Origin of the sequence: Pseudooceanicola onchidii (assembly GCF_004959925.1) — a bacterium.
Taxonomy (GTDB): Bacteria; Pseudomonadota; Alphaproteobacteria; order Rhodobacterales; family Rhodobacteraceae; genus Pseudooceanicola; species Pseudooceanicola onchidii.
Window position 1 is genome coordinate 563,914 of the sequence record NZ_SPUW01000001.1, and the last position, 23,932, is coordinate 587,845.

A 23,932-nucleotide genomic window follows, 5' to 3' on the forward strand; every position below is an offset into this window, starting at 1 on the left:
CGGCGCGCCTGCGCGTTTAGGGCGGTCGGTGCGCGCGACAACGGATTTCACGACATTCCGACCGGAAAAAACACGATCGTGACTGCCCAGGTGCGGGATTTCTGAAAAATGTTTAACTGGTTCAATAATCGCACCTTTTTTGCCGCTTTTCGGGAACGGGGCAGGGGGCCGACGCATTGGTCTCCCAACGGACGCCCACGGTGGCGCCCTGATGAGAAAAGGAGACTACGATGATCCGCTTTAACAAAACCGCCAGCCTTGCTGCCATCCTTGCTACGACCGTGTCCGGTGCCGCTCTGGCCCAGACCGCGACGTACAACCCCGATGGCCGTGACGCCGGTGCCGCAGCTGGCGACCCGACGCCGTCGGTTTCGGTTGAAGGCTCCACCGCTGGCGCAGTGACTGCCGGCACCGAATACAACCCCGATGGCCGCGATGCGGGCGCTCTGGCCGGTGACCCGACCAATGGCGCAGTCGACGGCTCCGCTTCGACCATGGCGACCGCCGACACCGAAGGTGCCTACAACCCTGATGGCCGTGACGCCGGCGCTGCTGCTGGTGACCCGTCCAAGATGACCTACAAGAACGTCATCGCGTCGGTTGAATCCGGTGCCAACGTCAACTCCGACGTGTCCACCATCAAGGCTGACAGCTCGGTCAAGATGATGACCCTGTCGCAGATCGAAGGCACCGACGACGAGACGGCGCTGGACACCGCGATGGCCAATGCCGAGGGCGACATGACCTCCTACCGTGGGATGATCGCCTCGAACGCGGACTTCAACGCGATGCTCGAAGCTCAGGGCTACACCTCCGACGACGTGATCGGTGTGTACCAGAGCGCGGACGGCTCCTACTCGGTTCTGGTCGACGACCGCTCGTAACCCCTGACCACTTTGGTCCCTGCCCCCCGGCGTCCTGCGCCGGGGGGCCTTTGCGTTCAGCAGTTGGGCACGTTGACCGCCAGCCCGCCAAGCGAGGTTTCCTTGTACTTCTCGTGCATGTCGCGCCCGGTCTGGCGCATCGTCTCGATCGCCGCATCCAGCGGCACGAAATGCGTCCCGTCACCGCGCAGCGCCAGCGAAGCCGCGCTGACGGCCTTGATCGCGCCAAGCGAATTCCGTTCGATACAGGGCACCTGCACCAACCCCTTCACCGGGTCGCAGGTCATGCCGAGATGATGTTCCAGCGCGATTTCCGCCGCGTTCTCAATCTGCTCAGGCGTGCCGCCCAGCACGGCGCACAATCCGGCCGCGGCCATGGCGGCGGCTGATCCGACCTCGGCCTGACAGCCGGCCTCGGCCCCGCTGATCGAGGCGTTGAACTTGACCAGCCCGGCGATCGCCGCCGCCGTCAGCAGGAACTCCGGCACCTTGGTCTCGGACGACCCGGGCACGTGATCCAGATAATAGCGGATGACCGCAGGTACGACGCCCGCCGCGCCGTTGGTCGGCGAGGTCACGACCTGCCCGCCGGCCGCGTTTTCTTCGTTCACCGCCATGGCGTAGGTGCCGATCCAGTCGTTTACGACGTGCGGCGCGGTCAGGTTGCGGCCGCGTTCCTCGATCAGCTTGTTCAGGATGCCGGGCGCGCGGCGTTTCACGTTCAGCCCGCCCGGCAGCACCCCTTCGCTGCGAAGCCCGCGATCCATGCAGTCCTTCATGACACCCCAGATCCGGTAGGTGCCCTGTCTCAGCGGCCCGGTCTTGCGCGCGGCCTCGTTGCGTTCCTTCATCTGGGCGATGCTCAGGCCCGAGGCGCGCGCCATTTCAAGCATCTCGGCCGCGGACTTGAAGGGGAAGGGCACCGGATCGCCTTCGTCCTGCGCCTTGCCACCCTCGAGTTCGGCGGCGGTGACGACGAAACCGCCCCCGATGGAATAGTAGGTCTCGGAGGCGATCACGTCCCCCTGCGCATCCAGCGCGTCGATCACCATGCCATTGGCATGACCGGGCAGGGGGGCGTCGTAGTTGAACCGCAGGTCGGCCTCGGGATCAAAGCGCAGCGGGGTCAGCCCCGTTGGCGAAACGCGCTTGGTCTTGGCGATGTCCATCAGCGTGGCCTCGGCGGCATCGGCGTCGAAACGGTCGGGCAGGTATCCGGCAAGGCCAAGGATCACGGCCCGGTCCGTGGCATGCCCGCGCCCGGTGAAGGCCAGCGATCCGTACAGTGTCGCGCGCAGCCCCTGTGCCGTGAAGGGCGCGGCGCGCAGCCGGTCCAGGAACCGCCCCGCCGCCACCATCGGCCCCATGGTGTGCGACGACGACGGGCCGACGCCGATCTTGAAGACATCGAATACGGATAGGAACATGCAGGCCTCGGGCTAGGGTGTCGGGGGGATCGTGCAACAAACCCTGCCCGATCCTCCATCGGAATGCGACGTGCTTCTGCCCTGAAACGTCGCGGGGTGCCGCCTCGGGCCGGAAAGCCGTCGCCGACCGCCCGATTGCCCCTCGCCACGCGGGGCGGCGCGACCTATAACCGCCGCACCAGATCCCGAGGAGAGCGCAATGTCCGGAGAATTGTCCCCTATCGACAAGGCCAAGTACGTCGCCGCCAAGCGGTCGGTGGACTTTGTCGAGGACGGGATGCGCGTGGGCCTCGGCACCGGGTCGACCGCCGCCTGGATGGTGCGCTGCCTGGGTGAACTGGTCCGCGACGACGGCCTGAAGATCAAGGGCGTGCCGACCTCGGCGCGCACGGCGCAGCTGGCCAAGGAAGTCGGGATCAACGTGATGTCGCTGGACGAGGCGAAGTGGCTGGACCTGACGATTGATGGCGCGGATGAATTCGACGGCGATCTGAACCTGATCAAGGGCGGCGGCGGCGCGCTGCTGCAGGAAAAGATCGTGGCCACGGCAAGCGACCAGATGATCGTGATCGCGGATGTCGGCAAGGAGGTCGAGACGCTTGGCGCCTTCCCCCTGCCGATCGAGGTCATCCCCTTCGGCTGGCAGACCACGCAGGCGCTGGTCGAGGAAATGCTGATCTCGATGGACGTGCTGGGGCGCAATTCGACGCTTCGGATGAACGGCCCGCGCCCCTTCCTGACGGACGAGGGGAATTATATCCTCGATCTGCACCTGAACCGCATCGGCGAGGCGCGGCAGCTGGCCATGGTGCTGAACCAGATGCCGGGCGTGGTCGAGAACGGCCTGTTCATCGACATCTGCGACAGCGTCATCATCGGCTACGGCGACGGCCGCGTCGAACTGCGCGACATCAACGCCGGCACCATCGAAGAGACGCGGCTGGATTTCCTGGAAGACGACAACCTGTTTTCCGATCTCAGCGACTGAGGCGGACAGCCGGGCAGGGGCGCTGCCCCTCTTGGCCTGCGGCCAATTCACCCCGAGGTACTTGGAACCAGAAGAATGCGGGGCCCGGGCGTTGGGGTTGTTCTGGTCATCCCGAGGCCCATGTGGGATAGAACGGCTGAACGACAGGAGACCCCCATGGCTGACTTCGACTACGACCTTTTTGTCATCGGTGGCGGATCCGGCGGCGTGCGTGCCGCCCGCGTGGCCGCGGGAGAGACCGGCGCCAAGGTCGCCATCGCCGAGGAAAGCCGCTATGGCGGCACCTGCGTCATCCGGGGCTGTGTGCCCAAGAAGCTGATGGTCTTCGCCAGCAGCTATGGCGGACTGGTCGACGAGGGCCGCGAATACGGCTGGGACATCGGCGAGGCGACGTTTGACTGGGGCCAGTTCAAACCGAAGCTCGAGGCCGAACTGGACCGGCTGGAAGGCGTCTATCAGCGCCTGCTGGACGGATCTGGCGTCGAACGGTTCGACCAGCGCGCCAAGCTGGCCGACGCGCATACGGTCGAACTGGCCGACGGCACCCGCAAGACGGCCAAGCATATCCTCGTCGCCACCGGCGGCCACCCGGTGCGTCCTGATCTGGAAAATGCCGATCTTGGCATCGTCAGCGACGACATCTTCCACCTTGATACCCTGCCGAAATCGATCCTGATCATCGGCGGCGGCTATATCGCCTGTGAATTTGCGGGCGTCATGGCCGGGCTGGGCGTGAAGACGACGCAATATTATCGCGGCGCGCAGATCCTGCGGGGCTTCGACGACGAGGCGCGCGGGCTGATCGCCGAGGAAATGCGCGCAGGCGGGATCGACCTGCACTGCGGCACCGATATCCTCGAGATGTCGAAGGCCGACGGCGGCATCCGCGTCAAGGCAACGAACGGCACGGAAGAGGTTTTCGAACAGGTGCTGTTCGCCACCGGACGCAAGCCGAATTCGGACGACATGGGGCTTGAGGACCTGGGCGTGAAGCTGGGCCGCAACGGCGCGATCGAGGTCGATGAATATTCGCAGACCGCCGTGCCGTCGGTCTATGCCATCGGCGACGTGACCGACCGCGTGAACCTGACCCCCGTGGCGATCCGCGAAGGCATGGCCTTTGTCGAAACGGTCTTCAAGGGCAACCCGACCAGCCCCGATCACGACCTGATCCCGACGGCCGTCTTCACCCAGCCCGAATTCGGGACGGTGGGCCTGTCGGAAGAGGCCGCCCGCGATCAGGAGCCGATCGAGGTCTACGTGACGTCGTTCAAGCCGATGCAATCCTCCTTTGCGGGCCGGTCAAATCGCGTCATGATGAAGCTGATCGTCAGCCAGGAAAGCCGCAAGGTGCTGGGCTGTCACATCGTCGCGCCGCAGGCGGGGGAAATGATCCAGATGGCGGGGATCGCAGTAAAGATGGGGGCGACGAAAGAGGATTTCGACCGGACCGTGGCGGTGCACCCGACCATGGCCGAAGAGATCGTCACGATGCGCAACCCGACCCGTAAATCTTGAAATTCGGTCACAAATGCACAGTTTGAGGCCAAGACCACAAAAGACGGTAAGTGAGAAGGAACAACATGGCTGGTAATTCGGGCGGCCCCTGGGGCGGCGGCGGAAATTCCGGCGGAGGGCGGCAGCAGCCGCCATCCGGAGGAGGAGGAGGCGGGCGACGTCCCGACGGGGACAAACCGCAGATCCCGGATATCGATGAATTGATGCGCAAGGGCCAGGACCAGCTGCGCGTGCTGATGGGCGGCCGTGGCAACGGCGGCAACGGCACCGGCGGCGGCCGTCAGGGCGGATCCGGCGGGCCGAAGCTGACGCGCGGCACCGTGGTGATCGGGCTTGGCGTGGTCGTGGCGATGTGGCTGGCGGCGTCCTTCTATACCGTGAAGCCGGAAGAACAGTCGGTCGAACTGTTCCTGGGTGACTATTCCTCGACCGGGCAGCCCGGTCTGAACTTTGCCCCCTGGCCGGTCGTGACCTACGAGGTGATCCCCGTCACCCGCGAACAGACCGAAGACATCGGTGTTGCGGGCCGTGGCGGGGACGCGGGCCTGATGCTGACCGGGGACGAAAACATCGTCGACATCGATTTCCAGGTTGTCTGGAACATCAATGACCCGGCCAAGTTCCTGTTCAACCTGCGCGATCCGCGCATGACGATCCGCGCCGTGGCCGAATCCGCCATGCGCGAGATCATTGCCCAGTCCGAACTGGCGCCGATCCTCAACCGGGATCGCGGGGCCATCGCCGGACGTCTGCAGGACCTGATCCAGTCGACCCTCGACAGCTATGACAGCGGCATGACCGTGGTGCGTGTGACCTTCGACAAGGCCGACCCGCCCGCGCAGGTGATCGACGCCTTCCGCGAGGTGCAGGCCGCCGAGCAGGAGCGTGAACGTCTGACCAACCAGGCCGATGCCTATGCCAACCGGATCATGGCCGGGGCCCGCGGTGAGGCCGCGCAGGTGCTGGAAGAGGCCGAAGCCTACCGCGCCCGCGTGGTCAACGAGGCGGAAGGTGAGGCCTCGCGCTTCTCGGCCGTTCTGGAGGAATACGCCAAGGCGCCCGAAGTGACCCGCAAGCGTCTGTACCTGGAAACGATGGAGGACGTGCTGGGCCGTGTCGACAAGATCATCATGGATGATCAGGCAGGACAGGGTGTCGTGCCCTACCTTCCGCTCAATGAACTGAACCGCAACCGGACCTCCGGTCAGACGGGGGGGAACTGATCATGAAGAAATCCGCATTTCTCCTGCCCGTTCTCTTTGTGGTGGTCGTCATCTTCCTGTCCTCGATCTTCATCGTGGACGAACGGGAAAAGGCGCTGGTGCTGCAGTTCGGCCGTGTCGTCGACGTGAAGGAAGAGCCCGGGCTCGCCTTCAAGGTGCCGCTGATCCAGGAAGTCGTGCGCTACGACGACCGCATCCTCAGCCGCGATACCGACCCGCTCGAGGTCACGCCGCTGGATGACCGTCGTCTGGTCGTCGACGCCTTCGCGCGGTACCGGATCACCAATGTCGAACAGTTCCGTCAGGCTGTCGGTGTCGGTGGCATCTCGGCCGCTGAAAGCCGTCTCGACTCGATCCTGCGGTCGCAGATCCGCGAAGTTCTCGGCTCCGTGTCCTCCAACGACATCCTGTCGGTCGACCGGGCCGCGCTGATGCAGCGTATCCGTAACGGTGCGGTAAATGAGGCGCGGAACCTCGGGCTGGAAATCATCGACGTCCGGCTCAAGCGCACCGACCTGCCGCGCGAGAACCTTGATGCGACCTTTGCCCGGATGCGGGCGGAACGGGAACGCGAGGCGGCGGACGAAGTCGCGCGCGGGAACGAGGCCGCGCAGCGGATCCGTGCCCAGGCCGACCGGACCCAGGTCGAAATCGTGTCGGACGCCAACCGTCAGGCCGATATCGCCCGCGGTCAGGCCGATGCGCGCCGCAACGCGATCTTCGCCGATGCTTTCGGCAAGGATCCCGAGTTCTTCGACTTCTACCGGTCGCTCGCGGCGTATCAGAAGGCGCTGCAGGACGGCAATTCGACCATGGTGATCAACCCCAACAGCGAGTTCTTCACCTACCTCAAGAGCACCGGCCTCGCGGCAACGGCGACCCCGACCGCGGCAGCGCCCGCAGCCGAGGAGACCCCGGTCGAGGACGAACAGCCGGTCGAGGCCCCCGCAACCGAAACCCCGCAGGCGCCTGCGCCCGGGGCCGAGGAAACCGCGCCGGCGACCGAATGATCGGCATCGCGCTTCTGGCCCTCGGGCTTGTATTGATCGTGGAGGGGCTGGCCTATGCGCTGGCCCCTTCGCTTGTGGAGCGCCTGCTGGACGCGCTGCGCGCCATGCCGGAAGACCAGCGGCGCATGCTGGGGCTGGGGGCGCTTGGTGGCGGTCTGCTGTTGGTCTATTTGGCGAAGATGCTGGGCGCGTAAGGCCGCGCGCACTGCGTAGACCGTCATGTTACAGTTTTTCACATGACAATCACGGTCACTTGTCGCGATGCGATTGGCTTTGAGTTGCCGACGTGTCAGCCTACGTTGCATGACATGTCCATCGGCGCGGCACAGTGGCTGCGCCCGTCAGACACCCATAAGAGGAGATACGGGAGTGAACACTCAGGCATTATCCCGGGCCCCGCAGGTCAAGGCACTTCGGCAGGGCGCAACCGCGCCCCGTGCCTTCTGGACCCTTCTGCTGGCGACGGCGCTGGTCCTGCTGCAGGCCATGCAGGCGATGGCCCGCCCCGACAGCTTTGCCGACCTGGCTGACAAGTTCAGCCCGGCCGTCGTCAACATCACCACGTCGACCATGGTCGCAGGCCGCGATCAGGCCACGCCGATGGTTCCCGAAGGGTCCCCGTTCGAGGACTTCTTCCGCGAATTCCAAGACCGCAACCGTGGTGACCGCGCCCCCCGCCGGTCCTCGGCGCTTGGCTCCGGCTTCGTGATTTCCGAGGACGGCTTTATCGTCACCAACAACCACGTCATCGCCGGCGCGGACGAGATCACGATCGAATTCTTCAACGGCGACACGCTGGATGCCGAACTTGTCGGGACCGACGAAAAGACCGACATCGCCCTGCTGAAGGTCGAGGCGGACAATGCGCTGCCCTTCGTCAGCTTCGGCGACAGCGACCTGGCCCGTGTGGGCGACTGGGTCGTCGCCATGGGCAACCCGCTTGGCCAGGGCTTCTCGGTCTCGGCCGGGATCGTATCCGCCCGCAACCGCGCGCTGTCGGGCACCTACGACGACTACATCCAGACCGACGCGGCGATCAACCGGGGCAACTCGGGCGGTCCGCTCTTCAACCTTGATGGCGAAGTCATCGGCGTGAACACCGCGATCCTGTCGCCGAACGGCGGGTCGATCGGCATCGGGTTCTCGATGGCCTCGAACGTCGTGACCGGCGTGGTCGACCAGCTGAAGGAATTCGGCGAAACCCGCCGTGGCTGGCTGGGCGTGCGCATCCAGGACGTGACCGAGGACATGGCGGATGCCATGGGCCTGGCAAGCGCCACCGGTGCACTGGTCTCCGATGTGCCTGAAGGCCCCGCCATGGATGCGGGCATGCAGGCCGGTGACGTGATCACCAGCTTCGACGGTGTGGACGTGGCCGACACCCGCGGGCTTGTCCGCCAGGTCGGCGCGACGCAGGTCGGCAAGACCGTCCGCGTCACCGTCTGGCGCGACGGCAAGACCGAAACGCTGAAGGTGACCCTGGGCCGTCGTGAAGAAGCCGAGGCCGAGGCGGTTCCTGCCGCGCAGCCCGGTGGCGAAGAGCCGGTCGAGAAGGACCTGATGGGCATGTCCCTGTCGTCCGTCACCGCCGAGCTGGCCGAACAGCTGGGTCTGGAAGATGGCGCCAAGGGCCTGGTCGTCCGCGACGTCGACGAGGCCTCGGATGCCTATGAAAAGGGCCTGCGCGCCGGCGATCTGATCACCGAAGCTGGTCAACAGAAGATCGATACGATCGCGCAGCTGGAAGAACGCGTGGCCGAAGCCAAGGACGCGGGCCGCAAGTCCATCCTGCTGCTGATCCGTCGTGAAGGAGAGCCGCGGTTCGTGGCCCTGCCGATCGACGAAAGCTGATCATTGCACTTTTCGATCCAATCGGATCCGACTGTGAAAGGGCCGTGCATTGCACGGCCCTTTCCATTCCCAATGAAAACAAGGTGCTGAAGTATTGCCGGGCCGTGGCCAATGATTAACGGACGGTTAATCAGTCGCCGAGGTAGAAACAATTTTCAGATAATTGCCATATTCTGGCCGGAAACCATGGGTATTGCTCGCTGCAGTTGAACAACTCTTGCAGGCAGAATCCATGCAATCCACTTCCACCTCGGCTGCTGCGGCGGCAACCACCTGGGGAGCAACGGCAAAGACCGTGGCCATGGGTGCGGCGGGGACCGTCCTTTGGGGGTCACTTGCCTTTTACTTCGCTGTCGGCATGAACAATGCCGACGAAATTACCAATGAAGATCAGGTTGAGACGGCCGAAAGGCTGTTCTTCCGGACCGAACTTCCCGAAGCGGACCTCGTGCAGGGGTGCCAGCTGAACAACGGCGCCGGTGCCTGTGATGGCACGGCCTGGATCATCCTGTCGCAGCATCAGCCCCGGCAGGACGCGCCGCCGATGCCCGAAGCGCTGAAGGTGTCGATGCCGACGCCTCTGTGGGACAATGTCACCGAACGCAACGACATGACGGATCGCACGTGCAACCGTGCCATCACCGTGGAATTGCCGCGTTGGCTGGCCACCGTGCCGCGCGCGTCCGAAGGGGTGACGCTGGCCCTGCTGCCGGAACATCTTGGCGCCTGCCAGGCCTCGGCTCCGGGCATCGATCCGCGCCGCGAACACCGGAATTTCTGGTTCATCTCGGGGCAGAAGGTGGTCGGAGAGCTGCGCTGTTCGCTGCCGGGCACCTACATGGAGCCCGCCTGTGAACTGGCCGCCTACCCGGAACACGGCACCTTCGAGGTGTCCTATTCCCGGCTTCCGGCCGCGAACGTCGAAGCGATCGCCACCCAGGCGCCGCAAATGCTCGAGGCGCTGAAAGCCGCGCTTCCGGCCGATCTCGCGGCCCGGGTCGATCTTGACACCATCCCGGCTCCGGTCGCCTTCGACGCGGATACGGCCGCCGCCATGGGCGATCTGGTGAACGTCTCGTTCTGATCTGACCGGATCCAACCGGTTCAAGGCCCCGGCGTCCGCGCCGGGGCCTTTTCCGTTCCGGCGTTATTCGTCCTGCGGCAGGATCGCGCGGTCCTCGCGGGTGACGTCGACCACCGCCAGCCCCAGTTTGCGGGCCGCCGCCAGTGACAGGATCCCGCTGTCGAGCCCGAGCGGCGCCTGGTAGTTCCGCACGGCGCGCCGGGTCAGCCTGTCCATCCGGCCGTTGATCTGGCCCGCATACAGCCCCCGCGCCATCAGCGAGCGCTGAAGCGAGGCGACGAAATCGAAGGTCAGCTCATCGGGGCAGGGGGTCCGGAACCAAAGCTCGCGCCGTTCCTGCACGATACGCTGCTGGGTTTCGGTCTTGTAGACCGCCGGAATTTCGACCGTGCCGTCGCTGCGCACCTGTGCGGGCTGCAGCAGGATCTGTTCCGTCACGGTTTCAAGGATGGCCGGGCTGCCCTCTTGTCCCCAGCAGGCTCCGGGCGGTGATCCGGGCGGCGGGGTCGAATGGATCTGGATGATATCCGGTTCGCCGACGCCGGGCACGGGCAGCGGCATGTCGCAGCCCGTCAGCACGGCAAGCGTCAGTATCCCGCAAGGGACGGACCAGCGGCGAGGGGTCATCGGGTGCCTTTTCTGCTCGGTCGGGTCTGGGCCCGTTGCAGCAGAGTTTACCCGGTTTTGGGGATTTGCGGAAGGGTGGGGGTGTTTGGAACGGTGGCGCCGATTTTCCGGTCCGACTGCCACGACCAGCCATGGTCACCCCATGGATTATCAACAGGCGTGTTCGCCGGGCAGAGCATCTAGTCGAAGGGCGCGACACGTAAGCCAGAGTTCGTTGCCGCGTCAAAGCCGCCCCCGCCCGGCATCCTGTCCCCCGCGCCGCCCGGGCGCAGCAGGTCGTCCAGCATGGCCGAGATGTCTTCGATCGTCTCGGCGATCACATGCGTCACCTCGTTCTCGCGCTGCAGCCGTCCGGTCACTCGCAGCATCCGACCGGCGATCACCGCGCGGCGGAAGGCCTCGTAAAGCTTGCGCCAGACGATCACGTTCACCACGCCCGTCTCGTCCTCGAGCGTGAGGAAGATCACCCCCTTGGCCGTTCCGGGCCGCTGTCGCAGGATCACCAGCCCCGCCACCGCCACCCGCGCGCCCTGCGGTGGCAGATCCAGCATGTCGGCGGGCAGGCAGGCGGGTGGGCGTGGCCAGGGGTAGGGGTCCGGCGCACGCGGATCTGGGAAGGGGGGCGGGCGATCACTCATGCGAGAACAAATAGCGAACAACGCAACGTTCCTCAAGCCCCGGAAGAAGTTGGGCGGAAAGGGACTGGAACGGGGCGCATCGCGGGTTTAGATGTTCCCCGACGGCCAAGGGAGACACAGATGGCGAAGATCACCTATATCGAGCACAACGGCACCGAACACGTCGTCGACGTGGCCAACGGCATGACAGTGATGGAAGGCGCCCGCGACAACGGTATCCCGGGGATCGAAGCCGACTGCGGCGGCGCCTGCGCCTGTTCCACCTGCCATGTCTATGTCGCGCCCGACTGGGTCGAAAAGCTGCCTGAAAAGCAGGACATGGAAGAGGACATGCTGGATTTCGCCTACGAACCCGATCCGGCCCGGTCGCGCCTGACCTGCCAGATCAAGGTGACCGACGCGCTGGACGGACTGGTCGTCCAGATGCCCGAAAAGCAGATCTGATCCATGGCCCGGGCGCGGCCCCGACTGTCCCGCCCGTGTCTGCCCGGGGTCGGCCGCGCGCTTGGCGGTCTGGCCCTCTGGCTGGCGCTGACCGTGCCGGCCGCCGCCGGGATCACCGCCGCGACCTATGAAGGCCCGACCGACCGCTATGACCACGGCGTGCTGGGCGACAAGCTGGAATGGACCACGCTGGCGCTGACGCTGGACGATGGCACCATCCGCCGCTTTACCCTGCCCGAGGACATGGTCTTCGAAGACCTGACCCCGCGCCTGGCCGATGTCACCGGTGATGGCGCGGCCGAGGTCATCACGGTCGAAAGCAGCCTGTCCAAGGGCGCGCGCCTGACGGTCTATGGTGCCGAGGGGCGCCTGATCTCGACCGCGTTCATCGGCCAGCGCAACCGCTGGCTCGCCCCCGTAGGCGCGGCGGATTTCGATGGCGACGGCACGATCGAGATCGCCTATGTCGACCGCCCGCACCTGATCCAGACCCTTCGCCTGATCCGGATCGAGGCGGGCGAGTTCGTCGAGATCGCGTCGCTGCGCGGCGTGACCAACCATCGTCTGGGCTGGGATTACATCCCCGGCGGCGTGCGCACCTGCACCGGCCGCCCCGAGATGATCCTGGCCACCGGCGACTGGCTGGCCAACCTGTCGGTCTTCTGGCTTGAGAAAGAGCAGCGGCTGGACACCCGCGCCGAGGGACGGTTCACAGGACCCGCCAGCATGGAACGCCTGCTGCGCTGCGAGGGCTAGCGCTTTAGCGCCTGCACCAGGATCGCCCCGGCGGCGACCCCGAGCACCGGCCGTTTGCGCCACGGACGATACCGCCAGGCCACGACCAGTCCAAAGACGATCAGCACGCCAAGGGGCGCGATGACGTCCTGGCCGCCGCGCCCCGACCAGGCCAGCACCGCCACCCCCATCCCGGCGCTGAACAGAAGCGACACGAGGCCAACCACGAACATCATCACCCGGGGTGCGCCGCCTTCACCGATCACCAGCGGCAAGTCCGGATCGCGCGCCGCCAGTCGCTCCAGGATCGCGACCATCAGGGCGGCATGGGTCTGCACCTGGCGGTCATTCCAGGCGCCCGTCACCGGAACCGACAGCTTGCCGCCCGGATGGGTCAGATCCAGCCGTCGGATCACGCCGCCACCCTTCAGGCCCATCTCGGCCATCTGGCAGCCCGTCACCCGGCGCAGATCCAGCGTGGTCGCGGGGGTGGTCAGGGTGTCGCCCCGAAGCTCCCACGTCTGGGCAAACCGCAGCGGTGCGGGTTTGAAGCTGAAGTGCGTCTGGGTGGGCGGTTTCGTGGTCGAGGTTTCGGAGACATCCGCCACGTCCAGCACATCGGTGATCGTCACCGTGCCGTCGGTGCCTCGGGTGGGGTCACCATCGGCGATGACATGGAAGATCGACCGGATCTCGCGGCCCGTGTCCCCTGCCAGGGCCTTGTCCAGACCGGGCAGCGCCGTGCCGCCGGGAAGGCGCGATCGCAGAGGTTCGGTATCGAAGGCCCGGTCGGGAATATCGTCGCGCCCGATGACCATGTAGTCGCCGGGCGCCGGATCGGGTGCGCCAAAGCGCGTGCGGATCATCGGGGGCAGATGGCCCGTGGCGCCCTGCGCCTGCGGATCAAGGTAGCGGCTGGTGGTCTCGTCCGACCCCACGCTCGAGACGCCGACCCAGATCCGGCGCGGGCTCACCCCAGGATCCGCCAACCGATGTCGCGGCGATAGAAGCCCTCGGGCCAGTCGACGGCCCCGGCCATGGCATAGGCCCGGTCGCGCGCCTCCTGCAGGGTCGCGCCGCGCGCCGTGACGTTCAGCACCCGGCCCCCATTTGCCAGCACACGACCCTTGTCGGCGGTGGTTCCGGCATGGAAGCAGACCTCGAACGAGGTCGCGGGCAGGGCGTCCAGCCCCTTGATCTCGGTCCCTTTTTCATAGCTGCCGGGATAGCCGTCGGCCGCGAGGACCACGGTCATCGCGTGATCATCGGCCCAGTTGACCCGCGCCTTGTCCAGCCGCTTTTCAGCCGCCGCATGCATCAGGTCGAAGGCCTGCGCGCCCAACCGCAGCATCAGAACCTGACATTCCGGATCGCCGAAGCGGCAGTTGTATTCGACCAGCCGCGCCGCGCCATCCTTGATCATCAGCCCGACATAAAGCACGCCTTCGTAGGGCGTGCCGCGCTTGGCCATCTCGCGCAGGGTCGGATAGACGATCTGGTCCATCACCTGCGTCTGGATGGCATCGCTCAGAACCGGGGCGGGGGAATAGGCGCCCATGCCGCCGGTGTTCGGCCCCTCGTCGCCGTCATAGGCGCGCTTGTGATCCTGTGCGGTGCCGATCGGCAGGGCGTTTTCGCCGTCGCAGAGCACGAAGAAGGACGCCTCTTCGCCCTCCATGAACTCCTCGATCACCACCTCGGCGCCGGCCGCGCCGAATTCGCCGCCGAACATGTCGTCGATCGCGGCCAGTGCGGTCGCGTCGTCCATCGCCACGATCACGCCCTTGCCGGCCGCCAGCCCGTCGGCCTTGACGACGATCGGGGCGCCCTGCGCGCGGATGTAATCCTTGGCAGGCCCGGCCTCGGTGAACCGTGCATAGCCAGCAGTCGGCGCACCCGCGGCGTCGCAGATTTCCTTGGTAAACCCTTTCGAAGCCTCAAGCCGGGCGGCGTCCTTCGACGGGCCGAATACCAGAAACCCGGCATTTCGCAGGTCGTCGGCCACACCGGCGGCCAGAGGAGCTTCGGGCCCGACGATGATGAAGTCGATGGCGTTTTCCTCGCAGAACTGCCCGACCACGCCGCCGTCAAGGATATCCAGATCCGCACATTCGGCGATCTTGGCGATCCCGGCGTTTCCGGGGGCGACGATCAGCTTGTCGCACTTCGGATTCTGCAGCACGGCCCAGGCCAGTGCATGTTCGCGGCCACCGCCGCCCAGGATCAGGATATTCATCAGGGGCCCCCTTTGTTGCGCGCGGTTCTAGGCAGCCCTTGCCGCGAAGGCAATGACTAGTGCAACCGCTTGCGGATCGACCTGAGCGACACCCAGACCCCGAGCACCACCAGCGGCGTCACCAGCGCGGCCAGCCAGCCCTTGTCGATCCCGATCTCGTAGGCGAAAGGCCCAAGGAAGTAGAGCGCGAGCCCGGTCGCGTAGTAGGAGATCGCGACGACCGACAACCCCTCGACCGTGTGCTGCAGGCGCAGGGCTTCGTCCGACCGGCGGTCCATGCTTGTCAGCAGGGCGCGGTTCTGGCGCGACAGCTCGACCTCGACCCGGGTGCGCAGCAGTTCCCCGGCGCGGCGGGCGCGTTCGGTCAGCCGGGTCAGGCGACGTTCGGTTGCCTCGACCGTCCGCATGGCGGGATCGAAACGGCGCAGCATGAATTCGGCAAAGGTCTGGCGACCCTCGAACGGGTCCTCGCGCAGCGCATCGATGCGGGCGGTGACCAGCCGCTCGTAGGCCCCCGTGGCCGCCATCCGGAAACTGGATCGCGCCGCCAGCCGCTCAAGCCCGGCCGAGATGTCCAGCAAATCGTGCAGCGTGCCCTCGGCATCGCGCGACGCCTCGCCCAGGCCGCCGACCGCCGACGACAGGCGTGTGCCGATCTCGCCCAGCTGCGGGCTCATGTCGCGCGCGCGGATCCAGCCCAGCATGGCCATCGCGCGGTAGGTCTCGATCTCGCACAGGCGTTGCACGGTGCGCCCGATCCGTTTCGGCCCGACGCCGTTGCGGACCAGCACGGAAAACCGCATGTCGCCGCCCGCATCGGGGCTGAAATCGCCCGCGATCACGGCCTGTCCATCCAGCACCCGCGCCACCGCAAGGCTGTCGCTTGCGTGATCCGATTGCAGAACGGTGTTGACCTGGTCGTCGCTGTCCATCGTCTGGATCCGGAACCGGGCCGAGGCCATGCGCAGCCCCGGCGCATCGCGCAGGATGTCCTGCGCCAGCGCCAGCACGTCCTTTTCGGTGCCGCCCCAGACCAGGTAGGTCACGAATTCATTGTGACTTTCCCACTTCATGTGAAGCGGCCCCAGCCGACCCGACCAATGCGTCGCCCCGACGTCGGGCAGCGGCAGGCAGGCCCCGCCGAGCAGGCGGTCAAGCTGATCGCGTTCCGCTGCCCGGTCCCGGTCGATCCGCCGCGCGGGCCGCAGTGCGACAAACCAGGCCGAGGCGGGCAGGGGGATCGAGGGGAAAGGGCGCGCGTGCAGTTCCTCGACCACGGCGGCGCGATGCGGGTGGTCTGCGGCGGGGTGGGGGGCGTCGGTATTCATGGGTATACGGGATCCGTCGGCCAGGGGTTGACCGAGTATGCCGATTTCGCGCCATCCGCATACGCCCGGCCCACGGGCCGGGACCATCTGCCGCATCAGCCCTAGCCGCGCGCTTTCCACCATCGGACCAAAGGGGCTCTGCCCCGGCCGCCGGATGCGGGCATCCGGCAGCCACCCCGGGATACTTGTGGCAAAAAGAAAGTCAGGTCAGGGGCTGGTGACGGACCGGGCGATCCATCTGGAGCGGCCAGTCCGCGCGCGTCCGCACACCCCCGCCGGCGCGCACGGTGGCGAGCTTTTCGAGGTCGAGATCCCCGAAGGTCCATCCGGGCACGTCCAGATCGCCGCTGGCGATCACGCCGGTCTGTGGCAGGCCCTTGTCCGGCGGGCAGAACACCCCGCCCGCGCCGTGGCTGATGTTGACGGCCTCGATCGGGTAATCGCCGACGATCGAGGACATGACGGTAAAGCACTGCCCTTCAAGCGCGCGGGCCATGGCGCCGATCCGAACCCGGGAATAGCCCGCGACGGTTTCGGTGGCCGAGGGGATCAGGATGATGTCGACCTGTTCCTCGACCAGGCGCCGCGCCAGCATCGGGAATTCGCAATCATAGCAGATCAGGATACCGATCCGTCCAAGCGTCGTGTCGAAGATCTGCAAGGGTCCGTTGCCGGTGACCTGCCAGGGGTCGACCTCCCACGGGGTCATGATCTGCTTGTCCTGATGGCCCTGCGCGCCCGAGGGTGCCAGGAACATGGCGCGGTTCACCAGCCCCGCGTCGGTCATCAGGGGGCCAGAGGGCGCGACGATATGCACGCCGTGCGCCTGCGCCAGCCCCGACAGGAAGTCGGCCGCGCGCGGCAGCAGGTCCGACACGGCCCGGGTGGCCGCATCCAGGTCGTCCGCCGCGACACCCGCGACCGAGGCCAGCTCCATCGCGCCGTATTCGGGAAAGACGAGGATCTGCGCCCCCTGATCGGCCGCCTTGCCGACCCATTCGGTCATCTTGACCTCGTAGCCATCCCAATCGTCGAACCAGTCGAGGGGATAGGCCGCAGCCGCGACGCGGATCATCATTTGCCGTCCTCCAGACCGTGGTCGCGGAACAGGCGGCTCTGGGCGATGAAGAAGACGAACAGCGCTGCCGTCAGGCCGAAGGTCTTGAAATAGACCCAGGTTTCGGTCGGTTGGGTGCGCCAGATGACCTCGTTCGCCACGGCCAGCGCCAGGAAGAAAACGCACAACCGGCGGGTCAGCTTCATCCAGCCCTCGTCATCCAGCGGCACCAGTTCCTCCATCACGTGGCGCAGCCAGCTTTGGCCGCGCAGCAACCCGATCCCGAGGATGCCGCCGAAAAGCAGGTAGATCAGCGTCGGCTTCATCTTGAAGAACCGGTCGTCGTTCAGCCAGACCGACAGCCCGCCGAAGACAGTCACCAGCACCGCCGTCACGATCTGCATCTTGGACAGGTGGCCGGTCAGCTTCCACAGGATGCCGGTCGAAATCAGGATCAGCGGGATGAAGGCGGCCGTGACCAGGATGAACCCGTCATAGTCGGTCCCGCCGATTGTGAAGACGCGGTCCTTCAGTTTCACGTAGGCGGCGAAGAACAGGACGATCGGGCCCAGTTCCAGCCCGGTCTTCAGCCAGGGATTGATCTTGCGTTGCTCGGTCATGGTGTCTCCTGCGTCAGCCGCCAAGTTCCACGATCACCGCCCCGAGGGCAATGAGCGTCATCAGTGCAATGCGCCGTGGCCCGACGGTTTCCTTCAGCACCAGCCAGCCGATCACGGCGGCAAAGACGGTCGAGGTTTCGCGCAGCACCGCCGCTTCGCCCACCTTGTCGAGCCGCGTGGCCAGCATCACCGATCCGAAGGATCCGAAGGCGATGGTCGCGCCGGTAAAGCCGAGGCGGATCAATTTGCCTATGTCGGGCCGGTTGGTCATGGTCCGCCAGCGCAGCGCCGCAACGACTGGCATGTCGACCGAACAGATCACGAAGAACCAGGCCAGGAAGGTGAAGGGGTTGGGGGTGCCCCGGATCGCGTAGGCGTCATAGGTCGTGTAAAGCGCCACCAACCCGCCGGTTCCGGCGGCGAGCCAGAGCGCGGGCACCAGCGTGTCCCGCGCCACCTGGATCGTCAGCAGGTTGTAGGCGGCAAGGCCGAAGATCCCCAGCAGCAGGACCAGCACGCCAAGCCATTGGGTCAGGGTGAAGGTCTCGCCAAAGACGATCCAGGCGGCGATGACGGTAAAGACCGGCCCCATGCCGCGCACCACCGGGTAGACGACGGTGAAGGCGCCGCGCGAATAGGCCAGCGCCATGCCGACCTTGTAGGTGAAATGGATGGGCAGGGCGCCGAGGATCAACAGCCATTCGCTGCCCTCCGGGGCGGGAACCAGGAACAGCGCCATCGGCAGGGCCATGACGATCTGCGCCGTGTCGATCGCCCCGCGCGACAGCCAGGGGTCGATGCGGCCCTTCTGCAGCGACCCGAAGATCGCATGCAGCAAGGCGGCCAGCAGGGCCAGCACGAGGGCGGCCTGGTGCCCGGCCTCCGTCCCTTCGATCGAGGTGATCCATTCGCTCACGAGGGGCCGCCTTTCGCGGTGTCCGGTCGCAGTTCAGCTGCGGTGCGGGCGGAAATTCGGGCAGGGGGGAAACCAAAGCGGTCGCGCCACGTTGGTCCGGGCAAGACCCGGAGAAGACCCATAGACTTTGATCTGACAGACCTGCTGCAGCACCATTTCCGTGACCCCGTGCCGGGCCTGAGCTGGCCGGTCATGATCCTGCGGCTTGTCTTTGCGGTGCTGCTGGGCGCCGTCGTCGGGTTCGAGAGGGAGCGCCGCGACAAGGCGGCGGGCCTCAGGACACATGTGCTGATCTCGACCGCAGCCTGTCTCTTCGCGCTTCTGACGCTTGGGCTTCTCAGCGATCCGATCGCCGATGTCGACCAGGTGCGCACCGATCCGATCCGCCTGATCGAAGCCGTGACCGCCGGGGTCGCCTTCTTGGCGGCCGGGACGATCTTCACCGCCGGAAATGACCGCGTGCTGGGGCTGACCACCGGGGCGGGCATGTGGATGGCGGGGGCCATCGGGGCGGCCTGCGGGCTGGGATACCTGGGCCTGGAACTGCTGGCCGCGGGGCTCGCGATCGTGGTGCTGTGGCTGTTCAAGTCAGTCATGGAATGATGCGGCGGGACGGCGTCAGCTGTCTGCTCCGGTCAGGGCGCGGGCAAAGTCGTCCGGGTCAAAAGGCGCAAGATCGTCGATCTGTTCGCCGACCCCGATCGCATGGATCGGCAGCCCGAACTTGTCGGCCAGCGCCACCAGCACGCCACCCTTGGCGGTGCCGTCGAGTTTCGTCATCACCAGGCCCGAGACATCGGCCATCTTGCGGAACGTCTCGACCTGGCTCAGCGCATTCTGGCCTGTGGTCGCATCCAGCACCAGCAACGTGTTGTGCGGGGCCGAGGGATCCTTCTTGCGCAGCACGCGGATGATCTTGGCCAGTTCCTCCATCAGGTCGGCGCGGTTCTGCAGCCGCCCGGCCGTATCGATCATCAGCAGGTCCGCGCCTTCGGCCTCGGCCTTCTGAAGCGCGTCAAAGGCCAGGGCCGCAGGGTCCGATCCCTCGGCGGCCTTCAGCACCGGCACCCCGGCGCGCTGGCCCCAGATTTCAAGCTGTTCGACGGCCGCGGCGCGGAAGGTGTCGCCCGCGGCGATGATCACCGACTTGCCCGCGCCCCGGAACTGGCTGGCCAGCTTGCCGACGGTCGTGGTCTTGCCCGATCCGTTCACGCCGACGACCAGCACCACCTGCGGCTTTTTCGGGAACAGGGGCAGGGGTTTGGCGACGGGCTCCATGATCCGGGTGACCTCATCGGCCAGCAGTCCCTTGATCTCGGTCGTCGACAGGCGGCGGCCCATCCGCCCCTCTGCCATGTTCGAGGCCACGCGCAGCGCCGTGTCGACGCCCATGTCCGAGGCGATCAGCAGCTCTTCCAGCTGTTCCAGCATGTCGTCGTCCAGCACCCGGCGGACCACCGGCGCGCTGTCCTTGCGGGTAAAGAGCCGCGACAGGATCCCGCCGTCGCGCGCAGCGCCACGGTTTTCTTCGGGCAGGTCAGTGTCGGGCGCCTCGTTCGGCGGCGCGGGGATGGGGTCCGGCTCGGGCGTGGGTGCGGGGTCGGGGCGCGGTGCGGGCACCATGTCCGGCGGGCTGGCGGGCACTTCCTCGGGCCCCGGCGACGGCAGGATCGTGGGCGCATCCGGCACGGGTTCCGCATCGGGCTGCGGCAGCTCGGGCTCGGGCAGATCGGGCTGCGGCGTCTCCTCCGGGGTGGGGGACGGCGCGGGATCCGGCTGCGGCGGCAGCTCCGGCTCGGGCGTGGGCGGCGTTTCGGTCGGCGGAGGCGGGACGTCGGGCGTCTCGGCGGGCTCTTCATGGCCGCCGTCGGCGACGATGGCATCCAGCCCCTCTTCCAGCTTTGAGGAAGACTTGAACAGCCGGTCCTTGAGTTTCGAGAAAAAGGCCATCTGCACCCCGCCTGACGTGATCGGACAACACCTAATGCGCCGGGCGGGGAAGGGAAAGGGGCCAGTGCGCAATCCAAGGCCTGCTTGGAAGGGATGGCGCTTTTGGCCTAGGCGGAACACCATATGATGGGTTAGAACTGCCGCGAGTTTCCGAAACCACCATTGCGCGGAGTTGAAGACATGATCGGTTTCCTGATCGCCACCCTGGTGCCGATCCCGCTTCTGATCATCGCGACCGGCACGGGCGGCGTGATCGGCTGGGCCGTTCTGGCCTATCTGACCGTCTTCACCGCGCTGCTCGATCACCTGCTGCCGCGCAGCTGGCGCAACGTTGATGCCGCGCAGGAATTCAAGGCAGGCCACGGGCTGTCGATCGCCCTTGGCATCGCGCACCTGTTTCTCATGGTGATTGCCGTCCGCTACCTTGGCGGTCCCGGCGGGGCCGAGGGCTGGGACATCCTGCCGGTTCTGCTGGCCTATGGTGTCTACTTCGGCCAGGTCAGCCACCCGAACGCGCATGAACTGATCCACCGGTCGGGCCGCGAGGCCGTGCAGCTGGGCAAGATCGTCTATACCTCGCTGCTGTTCGGGCACCATGCCTCGTCGCACCCCAAGGTCCACCACGTCTACGTGGCGACCCCCTATGATCCCAATTCCGCCCTGCTGGGCGAGAGCTTCTACCGCTTCTTCTTCCGCGCCTGGTTCGGGTCGTTCCGCGAAGGGATGCGGATCGAGATGCATGATCTCAAGCGCGCGGGGCGGTCCTGGACCTCGCATCCCTACTTTGGCTACGTCTTCGGCGCGATCGGCTTCATCGGCCTGGCGTGGCTGCTGGCCGATCAGGACGGGGTGCTGGTCCTTCTGGCATTGGCAGGGTTCGCACAGCTTCAGATCCTGCTGTCGGACTACGTGCAGCACTACGGGCTGGAGCGTGGCGAACGCGACGACGGTCGCCTGGATCCCGTGCGCGCCGTGCACAGCTGGAACAGCCCGCACCGCGTAACCTCGGCCATGATGCTGAATGCGCCGCGCCATTCCGATCACCACATGCACCCTAGCCGGATCTATCCAGGCCTGCAGATCGACCCCGAAGAGATGCCGATCCTGCCCCGGTCGCTGCCCGTGATGGCCGTCGTCGCGCTGGTTCCGCCGTGGTGGCGGCGGGTGATGAACCCGCGACTGCTCAAGTGGCAGGACCACTTCTGACGGCGCGCCCCCCGACTCTCACGTCCCCGCCTTTCACATCATTGTCGCTGGCCTGTGTCGCCCGGCTCTGGCAGGTTGCCCGCATGAGACGCCTGATCCCGATCTTTGCCGCGCTTGTCGCGCAGGCCGCCACCGCCCAAAGCCCCATGTCGGCCGAGGAATTCGATGCCTATTCCCGCGGCAAGACCTTCTATTACGGCTCGGGCGGGCAGGCCTATGGGGTCGAACAGTACTACGACGGCCGCCGGGTCACCTGGTCGTTCCTTGATGGGCAATGCGCGGACGGGGAATGGTACGAACAGGACGGCATGATCTGCTTCGTCTACGACGCAGACCCCGATCCCGGCCCGCAATGCTGGACCTTCTTCAAGGGGCCGTCGGGGCTGGTCGCGCAGTTCCAGGGCGATCCGGCGCAGACGACGCTCTACGAGGTGCAAAGCGCGGAAGAGCCGATGCGCTGTCTCGGCCCCGAGGTCGGGGTCTAGCCTAGAACAGGCTGCCCTGTTCCGGCGGCGTGTCTTTCCTGGCCTCTTTGGACTTGGGGGTTTTCGGCTTCGCGGTTTTCGGTTCGGCAGGCGCCGGGGCCTGTGTCCCGGGGTTTGCGGCTGCCGCCCCGGCGCCGGTGGTCAGCACGCCGTCCGCGAACTGGATCGCCAGGCTCTCGGCACCTTCGGCCTGCGCCCGGCGGGTCATCACGCGGCCCTCGCCATCGCGCACCACCGCATAGCCGCGCTCCAACGTCGCCTCGTAGCCAAGCGTCGCCCGCAGCCGGTCAAGCGCGGCCAGCCGGTCGCGCCGGGTCTCGATGCCGCGCCGGGCGACATCGGCAAAGCGCGCGGCCAGCCGGTCGAGGTCCTGCCGCTGCCGGTCCAGTCCCCGGCGCATCATGGCGGGCTGCGCCTCAAGCCGTCCGGCCCACAGGCCAAGCGTCTCGCGTCGCCGCACCACGCCGCGCTCAAGCGCCGTGGGCAGCCGATCGGCCCAGCCTGTCACCCGCTGCCGGTCCTGCGCGATGCGCGACCGCAGCACGCCCGGTTTCAGCGATCCGCCGGCCTCCGACAGGGCGACACGCCGCGCCGACACCCCGCGCCGCAGCGCATTGGGCAGACGGTCCGCCCAGGTGTCCAGCCGCTGGCGCGCCCCTTCGGTCAGCCGTTCGGGCCGGGGCAGGGCGCGGCTCAGATCCGCCAGCCGCTGCCGCCGCAGCATGATCGCCTGACCCTGCGCCCGGATCAGCCGCGCCTGCATGTCGGCGGCCCAGGCCATCAGCTCGGACCGCACCGGCACGGCCAGTTCCGCCGCCGCCGTCGGTGTGGGCGCGCGCCGGTCCGACACGAAATCGATCAGCGTGGTATCCGTCTCATGCCCCACGGCAGAAATCAACGGAATGCGCGATGCGGCCGCCGCCCGCGCCACGACCTCTTCGTTGAACCCCCAGAGATCCTCGATCGACCCGCCGCCGCGCGCCACGATCAGCAGATCGGGCCGGGGCACCGCGCCGCCCGGCGCCAGACGGTTGAACCCCTCGATCGCCCGCGCGACCTCTGCCGCGCAGGCCTGTCCCTGCACCGCCACCGGCCAGATCAGCACATGCACCGGAAAGCGGTCGCGCAGCCGGTGCAGGATATCGCGGATCACCGCGCCCGAGGGCGAGGTCACGACGCCGATCACGCGCGGCAGGTAGGGCAGGGGCTTCTTGCGCTCGGCCGCGAACAGGCCCTCGGCCTGCAGCATCGCCTTGCGCTTTTCCAACAGCGCCATCAGCGCGCCCGCGCCCGCCGGTTCGACATTGTCGACGATCAGCTGGTACTTCGACTGCCCGGGGAAGGTCGTCATACGCCCGGTGGCGATGACCTCCATCCCCTCTTCTGGCTGCACCTGCATCCGCGCGACCTGGCCCTTCCAGCTGACCGCTGCCAGCACCGACCGGTCGTCCTTCAGATCGAAATACAGATGCCCCGACCGGGGCCGCGACACGCGCCCCACCTCGGCCCGGACGCGGACATGGCCGAACTCCGATTCGATGGTCTTCTTGACCGCGCCCGACAGCTCGCTGACGGTGAATTCATGTGCATTGCCACCGGGCCCCGGTGCATCGTCTTCGAACAGGTCCATGCCCACCTCCGCAGTGCGGCGACATTACGGGTGGCGCGGGGTGATGACCAGCCCCGCCAACCCCCCGTTTTTCCA

General features: G+C 66.6%; 24 protein-coding genes. 13 read left to right on the forward strand and 11 right to left on the reverse strand.

Features of this window, described 5'->3' with window-relative positions:
• Positions 1-230 precede the first annotated feature (230 nt).
• On the forward strand, positions 231-884 hold the full coding sequence (locus tag E4S58_RS02745; protein WP_136634783.1) for a hypothetical protein: 654 nt from the start codon (positions 231-233) through the stop codon (positions 882-884).
• Positions 885-940: 56 nt separating this feature from the next.
• Here the strand turns inward: E4S58_RS02745 and E4S58_RS02750 are convergent, their stop codons facing one another.
• Complete coding sequence (locus tag E4S58_RS02750) at positions 941-2,311, reverse strand: L-serine ammonia-lyase (protein WP_136634784.1); 1,371 nt, start codon at positions 2,309-2,311, stop codon at positions 941-943.
• 199 nt (positions 2,312-2,510) lie between these two features.
• Here E4S58_RS02750 and rpiA point away from each other — a divergent pair, with 199 nt between their 5' ends.
• From rpiA to E4S58_RS02785, 7 genes are all read left to right on the forward strand, one after another.
• Entirely contained in the window at positions 2,511-3,299 is a 789-nt protein-coding gene (gene rpiA / locus E4S58_RS02755; protein ID WP_136634785.1) for a ribose-5-phosphate isomerase RpiA, read from the forward strand.
• A 156-nt stretch (positions 3,300-3,455) separates the two neighbouring features.
• Complete coding sequence (gene gor, locus E4S58_RS02760) at positions 3,456-4,817, forward strand: glutathione-disulfide reductase (RefSeq protein WP_136634786.1); 1,362 nt, start codon at positions 3,456-3,458, stop codon at positions 4,815-4,817.
• 65 nt (positions 4,818-4,882) lie between these two features.
• Complete coding sequence (hflK, locus tag E4S58_RS02765; protein WP_136634787.1) at positions 4,883-6,040, forward strand: FtsH protease activity modulator HflK; 1,158 nt, start codon at positions 4,883-4,885, stop codon at positions 6,038-6,040.
• A 2-nt stretch (positions 6,041-6,042) separates the two neighbouring features.
• A complete protein-coding gene (hflC, locus tag E4S58_RS02770) occupies positions 6,043-7,050 on the forward strand; it encodes a protease modulator HflC (RefSeq protein ID WP_136634788.1) in 1,008 nt (335 codons plus the stop codon).
• Positions 7,047-7,244, forward strand: a complete 198-nt coding sequence (locus tag E4S58_RS02775; protein ID WP_205965343.1) for a DUF2065 family protein — start codon at positions 7,047-7,049, stop codon at positions 7,242-7,244. The genes hflC and E4S58_RS02775 overlap by 4 nt, the downstream gene beginning before the upstream one ends.
• Before the next feature lie 292 nt (positions 7,245-7,536).
• Complete coding sequence (locus E4S58_RS02780; RefSeq protein ID WP_240789495.1) at positions 7,537-8,901, forward strand: Do family serine endopeptidase; 1,365 nt, start codon at positions 7,537-7,539, stop codon at positions 8,899-8,901.
• A gap of 232 nt (positions 8,902-9,133) precedes the next feature.
• Positions 9,134-9,985, forward strand: a complete 852-nt coding sequence (locus tag E4S58_RS02785; RefSeq protein WP_136634790.1) for a hypothetical protein — start codon at positions 9,134-9,136, stop codon at positions 9,983-9,985.
• Between the two features lie 63 nt (positions 9,986-10,048).
• On the opposite strand, the gene E4S58_RS02790 is transcribed toward E4S58_RS02785, so the two are convergent.
• Together E4S58_RS02790 and E4S58_RS02795 are read right to left on the reverse strand one after the other, a co-directional pair.
• The gene (locus E4S58_RS02790; RefSeq protein WP_136634791.1) at positions 10,049-10,612 is read right to left on the reverse strand and encodes a peptidoglycan-binding domain-containing protein; all 564 of its coding nucleotides are present in this window, start codon (positions 10,610-10,612) and stop codon (positions 10,049-10,051) included.
• Between the two features lie 179 nt (positions 10,613-10,791).
• Complete coding sequence (locus tag E4S58_RS02795; RefSeq protein WP_136634792.1) at positions 10,792-11,250, reverse strand: OB-fold nucleic acid binding domain-containing protein; 459 nt, start codon at positions 11,248-11,250, stop codon at positions 10,792-10,794.
• A 120-nt stretch (positions 11,251-11,370) separates the two neighbouring features.
• On the opposite strand from E4S58_RS02795, the gene E4S58_RS02800 reads away from it, so the two are divergent.
• Complete coding sequence (locus E4S58_RS02800; RefSeq protein WP_136634793.1) at positions 11,371-11,694, forward strand: 2Fe-2S iron-sulfur cluster-binding protein; 324 nt, start codon at positions 11,371-11,373, stop codon at positions 11,692-11,694.
• Positions 11,695-11,697: 3 nt separating this feature from the next.
• Positions 11,698-12,450, forward strand: coding sequence for an FG-GAP repeat domain-containing protein (locus E4S58_RS02805; RefSeq protein WP_240789440.1), 753 nt, complete (start codon positions 11,698-11,700; stop codon positions 12,448-12,450).
• Here the strand turns inward: E4S58_RS02805 and E4S58_RS02810 are convergent.
• The 6 genes from E4S58_RS02810 to E4S58_RS02835 form a co-directional block, all read right to left on the reverse strand.
• A complete protein-coding gene (locus E4S58_RS02810; RefSeq protein ID WP_136634794.1) occupies positions 12,447-13,403 on the reverse strand; it encodes a hypothetical protein in 957 nt (318 codons plus the stop codon). The two genes, E4S58_RS02805 and E4S58_RS02810, sit on opposite strands and share 4 nt — an antisense overlap.
• Positions 13,400-14,665, reverse strand: a complete 1,266-nt coding sequence (gene purD, locus E4S58_RS02815; RefSeq protein WP_136634795.1) for a phosphoribosylamine--glycine ligase — start codon at positions 14,663-14,665, stop codon at positions 13,400-13,402. Before purD ends, E4S58_RS02810 begins: the two co-directional genes overlap by 4 nt.
• 56 nt (positions 14,666-14,721) lie before the next feature.
• Complete coding sequence (locus tag E4S58_RS02820; protein ID WP_136634796.1) at positions 14,722-15,993, reverse strand: DUF3422 family protein; 1,272 nt, start codon at positions 15,991-15,993, stop codon at positions 14,722-14,724.
• 202 nt (positions 15,994-16,195) lie between these two features.
• The gene (locus E4S58_RS02825; protein ID WP_420821274.1) at positions 16,196-17,065 is read right to left on the reverse strand and encodes a carbon-nitrogen hydrolase family protein; all 870 of its coding nucleotides are present in this window, start codon (positions 17,063-17,065) and stop codon (positions 16,196-16,198) included.
• Between the two features lie 2 nt (positions 17,066-17,067).
• Positions 17,068-17,670, reverse strand: coding sequence for an inner membrane-spanning protein YciB (locus E4S58_RS02830; RefSeq protein ID WP_136634797.1), 603 nt, complete (start codon positions 17,668-17,670; stop codon positions 17,068-17,070).
• A gap of 13 nt (positions 17,671-17,683) precedes the next feature.
• Positions 17,684-18,586 carry a DMT family transporter gene (locus E4S58_RS02835; RefSeq protein WP_136634798.1) on the reverse strand — a complete coding sequence of 301 codons (903 nt, stop codon included), beginning with the start codon at positions 18,584-18,586 and terminating at the stop codon, positions 17,684-17,686.
• A 192-nt stretch (positions 18,587-18,778) separates the two neighbouring features.
• Between E4S58_RS02835 and E4S58_RS02840 the strand changes: the two genes are divergently transcribed.
• Positions 18,779-19,189, forward strand: coding sequence for an MgtC/SapB family protein (locus E4S58_RS02840; protein ID WP_136635804.1), 411 nt, complete (start codon positions 18,779-18,781; stop codon positions 19,187-19,189).
• A gap of 15 nt (positions 19,190-19,204) precedes the next feature.
• Here E4S58_RS02840 and ftsY read toward each other — a convergent pair whose 3' ends face one another.
• On the reverse strand, positions 19,205-20,536 hold the full coding sequence (gene ftsY / locus E4S58_RS02845) for a signal recognition particle-docking protein FtsY (RefSeq protein ID WP_136634799.1): 1,332 nt from the start codon (positions 20,534-20,536) through the stop codon (positions 19,205-19,207).
• A gap of 180 nt (positions 20,537-20,716) precedes the next feature.
• On the opposite strand from ftsY, the gene E4S58_RS02850 reads away from it, so the two are divergent.
• Positions 20,717-21,742 (forward strand): alkane 1-monooxygenase, encoded by a 1,026-nt coding sequence (locus E4S58_RS02850; protein WP_136634800.1) that lies wholly within the window; start codon positions 20,717-20,719, stop codon positions 21,740-21,742.
• 83 nt (positions 21,743-21,825) lie between these two features.
• On the forward strand, positions 21,826-22,227 hold the full coding sequence (locus E4S58_RS02855; protein WP_136634801.1) for a hypothetical protein: 402 nt from the start codon (positions 21,826-21,828) through the stop codon (positions 22,225-22,227).
• A gap of 1 nt (position 22,228) precedes the next feature.
• On the opposite strand, the gene xseA is transcribed toward E4S58_RS02855, so the two are convergent.
• Positions 22,229-23,857 (reverse strand): exodeoxyribonuclease VII large subunit, encoded by a 1,629-nt coding sequence (gene xseA / locus E4S58_RS02860; RefSeq protein ID WP_136634802.1) that lies wholly within the window; start codon positions 23,855-23,857, stop codon positions 22,229-22,231.
• Between the last annotated feature and the right edge of the window lie 75 nt (positions 23,858-23,932).

Coding starts and splice junctions, on each gene's coding strand:
- xseA (WP_136634802.1), bottom strand. CDS start 23,857: ATGGACCTGTTCGAAGACGATGCACCGGGGCCCGGTGGCAATGCACAT.
- E4S58_RS02745 (WP_136634783.1), top strand. CDS start 231: ATGATCCGCTTTAACAAAACCGCCAGCCTTGCTGCCATCCTTGCTACG.
- E4S58_RS02855 (WP_136634801.1), top strand. CDS start 21,826: ATGAGACGCCTGATCCCGATCTTTGCCGCGCTTGTCGCGCAGGCCGCC.
- hflC (WP_136634788.1), top strand. CDS start 6,043: ATGAAGAAATCCGCATTTCTCCTGCCCGTTCTCTTTGTGGTGGTCGTC.
- E4S58_RS02785 (WP_136634790.1), top strand. CDS start 9,134: ATGCAATCCACTTCCACCTCGGCTGCTGCGGCGGCAACCACCTGGGGA.
- E4S58_RS02775 (WP_205965343.1), top strand. CDS start 7,047: ATGATCGGCATCGCGCTTCTGGCCCTCGGGCTTGTATTGATCGTGGAG.
- E4S58_RS02800 (WP_136634793.1), top strand. CDS start 11,371: ATGGCGAAGATCACCTATATCGAGCACAACGGCACCGAACACGTCGTC.
- gor (WP_136634786.1), top strand. CDS start 3,456: ATGGCTGACTTCGACTACGACCTTTTTGTCATCGGTGGCGGATCCGGC.
- E4S58_RS02840 (WP_136635804.1), top strand. CDS start 18,779: ATGATCCTGCGGCTTGTCTTTGCGGTGCTGCTGGGCGCCGTCGTCGGG.
- E4S58_RS02795 (WP_136634792.1), bottom strand. CDS start 11,250: ATGAGTGATCGCCCGCCCCCCTTCCCAGATCCGCGTGCGCCGGACCCC.
- E4S58_RS02820 (WP_136634796.1), bottom strand. CDS start 15,993: ATGAATACCGACGCCCCCCACCCCGCCGCAGACCACCCGCATCGCGCC.
- E4S58_RS02780 (WP_240789495.1), top strand. CDS start 7,537: ATGCAGGCGATGGCCCGCCCCGACAGCTTTGCCGACCTGGCTGACAAG.
- E4S58_RS02750 (WP_136634784.1), bottom strand. CDS start 2,311: ATGTTCCTATCCGTATTCGATGTCTTCAAGATCGGCGTCGGCCCGTCG.
- rpiA (WP_136634785.1), top strand. CDS start 2,511: ATGTCCGGAGAATTGTCCCCTATCGACAAGGCCAAGTACGTCGCCGCC.
- purD (WP_136634795.1), bottom strand. CDS start 14,665: ATGAATATCCTGATCCTGGGCGGCGGTGGCCGCGAACATGCACTGGCC.
- E4S58_RS02805 (WP_240789440.1), top strand. CDS start 11,698: ATGGCCCGGGCGCGGCCCCGACTGTCCCGCCCGTGTCTGCCCGGGGTC.
- hflK (WP_136634787.1), top strand. CDS start 4,883: ATGGCTGGTAATTCGGGCGGCCCCTGGGGCGGCGGCGGAAATTCCGGC.
- ftsY (WP_136634799.1), bottom strand. CDS start 20,536: ATGGCCTTTTTCTCGAAACTCAAGGACCGGCTGTTCAAGTCTTCCTCA.
- E4S58_RS02830 (WP_136634797.1), bottom strand. CDS start 17,670: ATGACCGAGCAACGCAAGATCAATCCCTGGCTGAAGACCGGGCTGGAA.
- E4S58_RS02850 (WP_136634800.1), top strand. CDS start 20,717: ATGATCGGTTTCCTGATCGCCACCCTGGTGCCGATCCCGCTTCTGATC.
- E4S58_RS02790 (WP_136634791.1), bottom strand. CDS start 10,612: ATGACCCCTCGCCGCTGGTCCGTCCCTTGCGGGATACTGACGCTTGCC.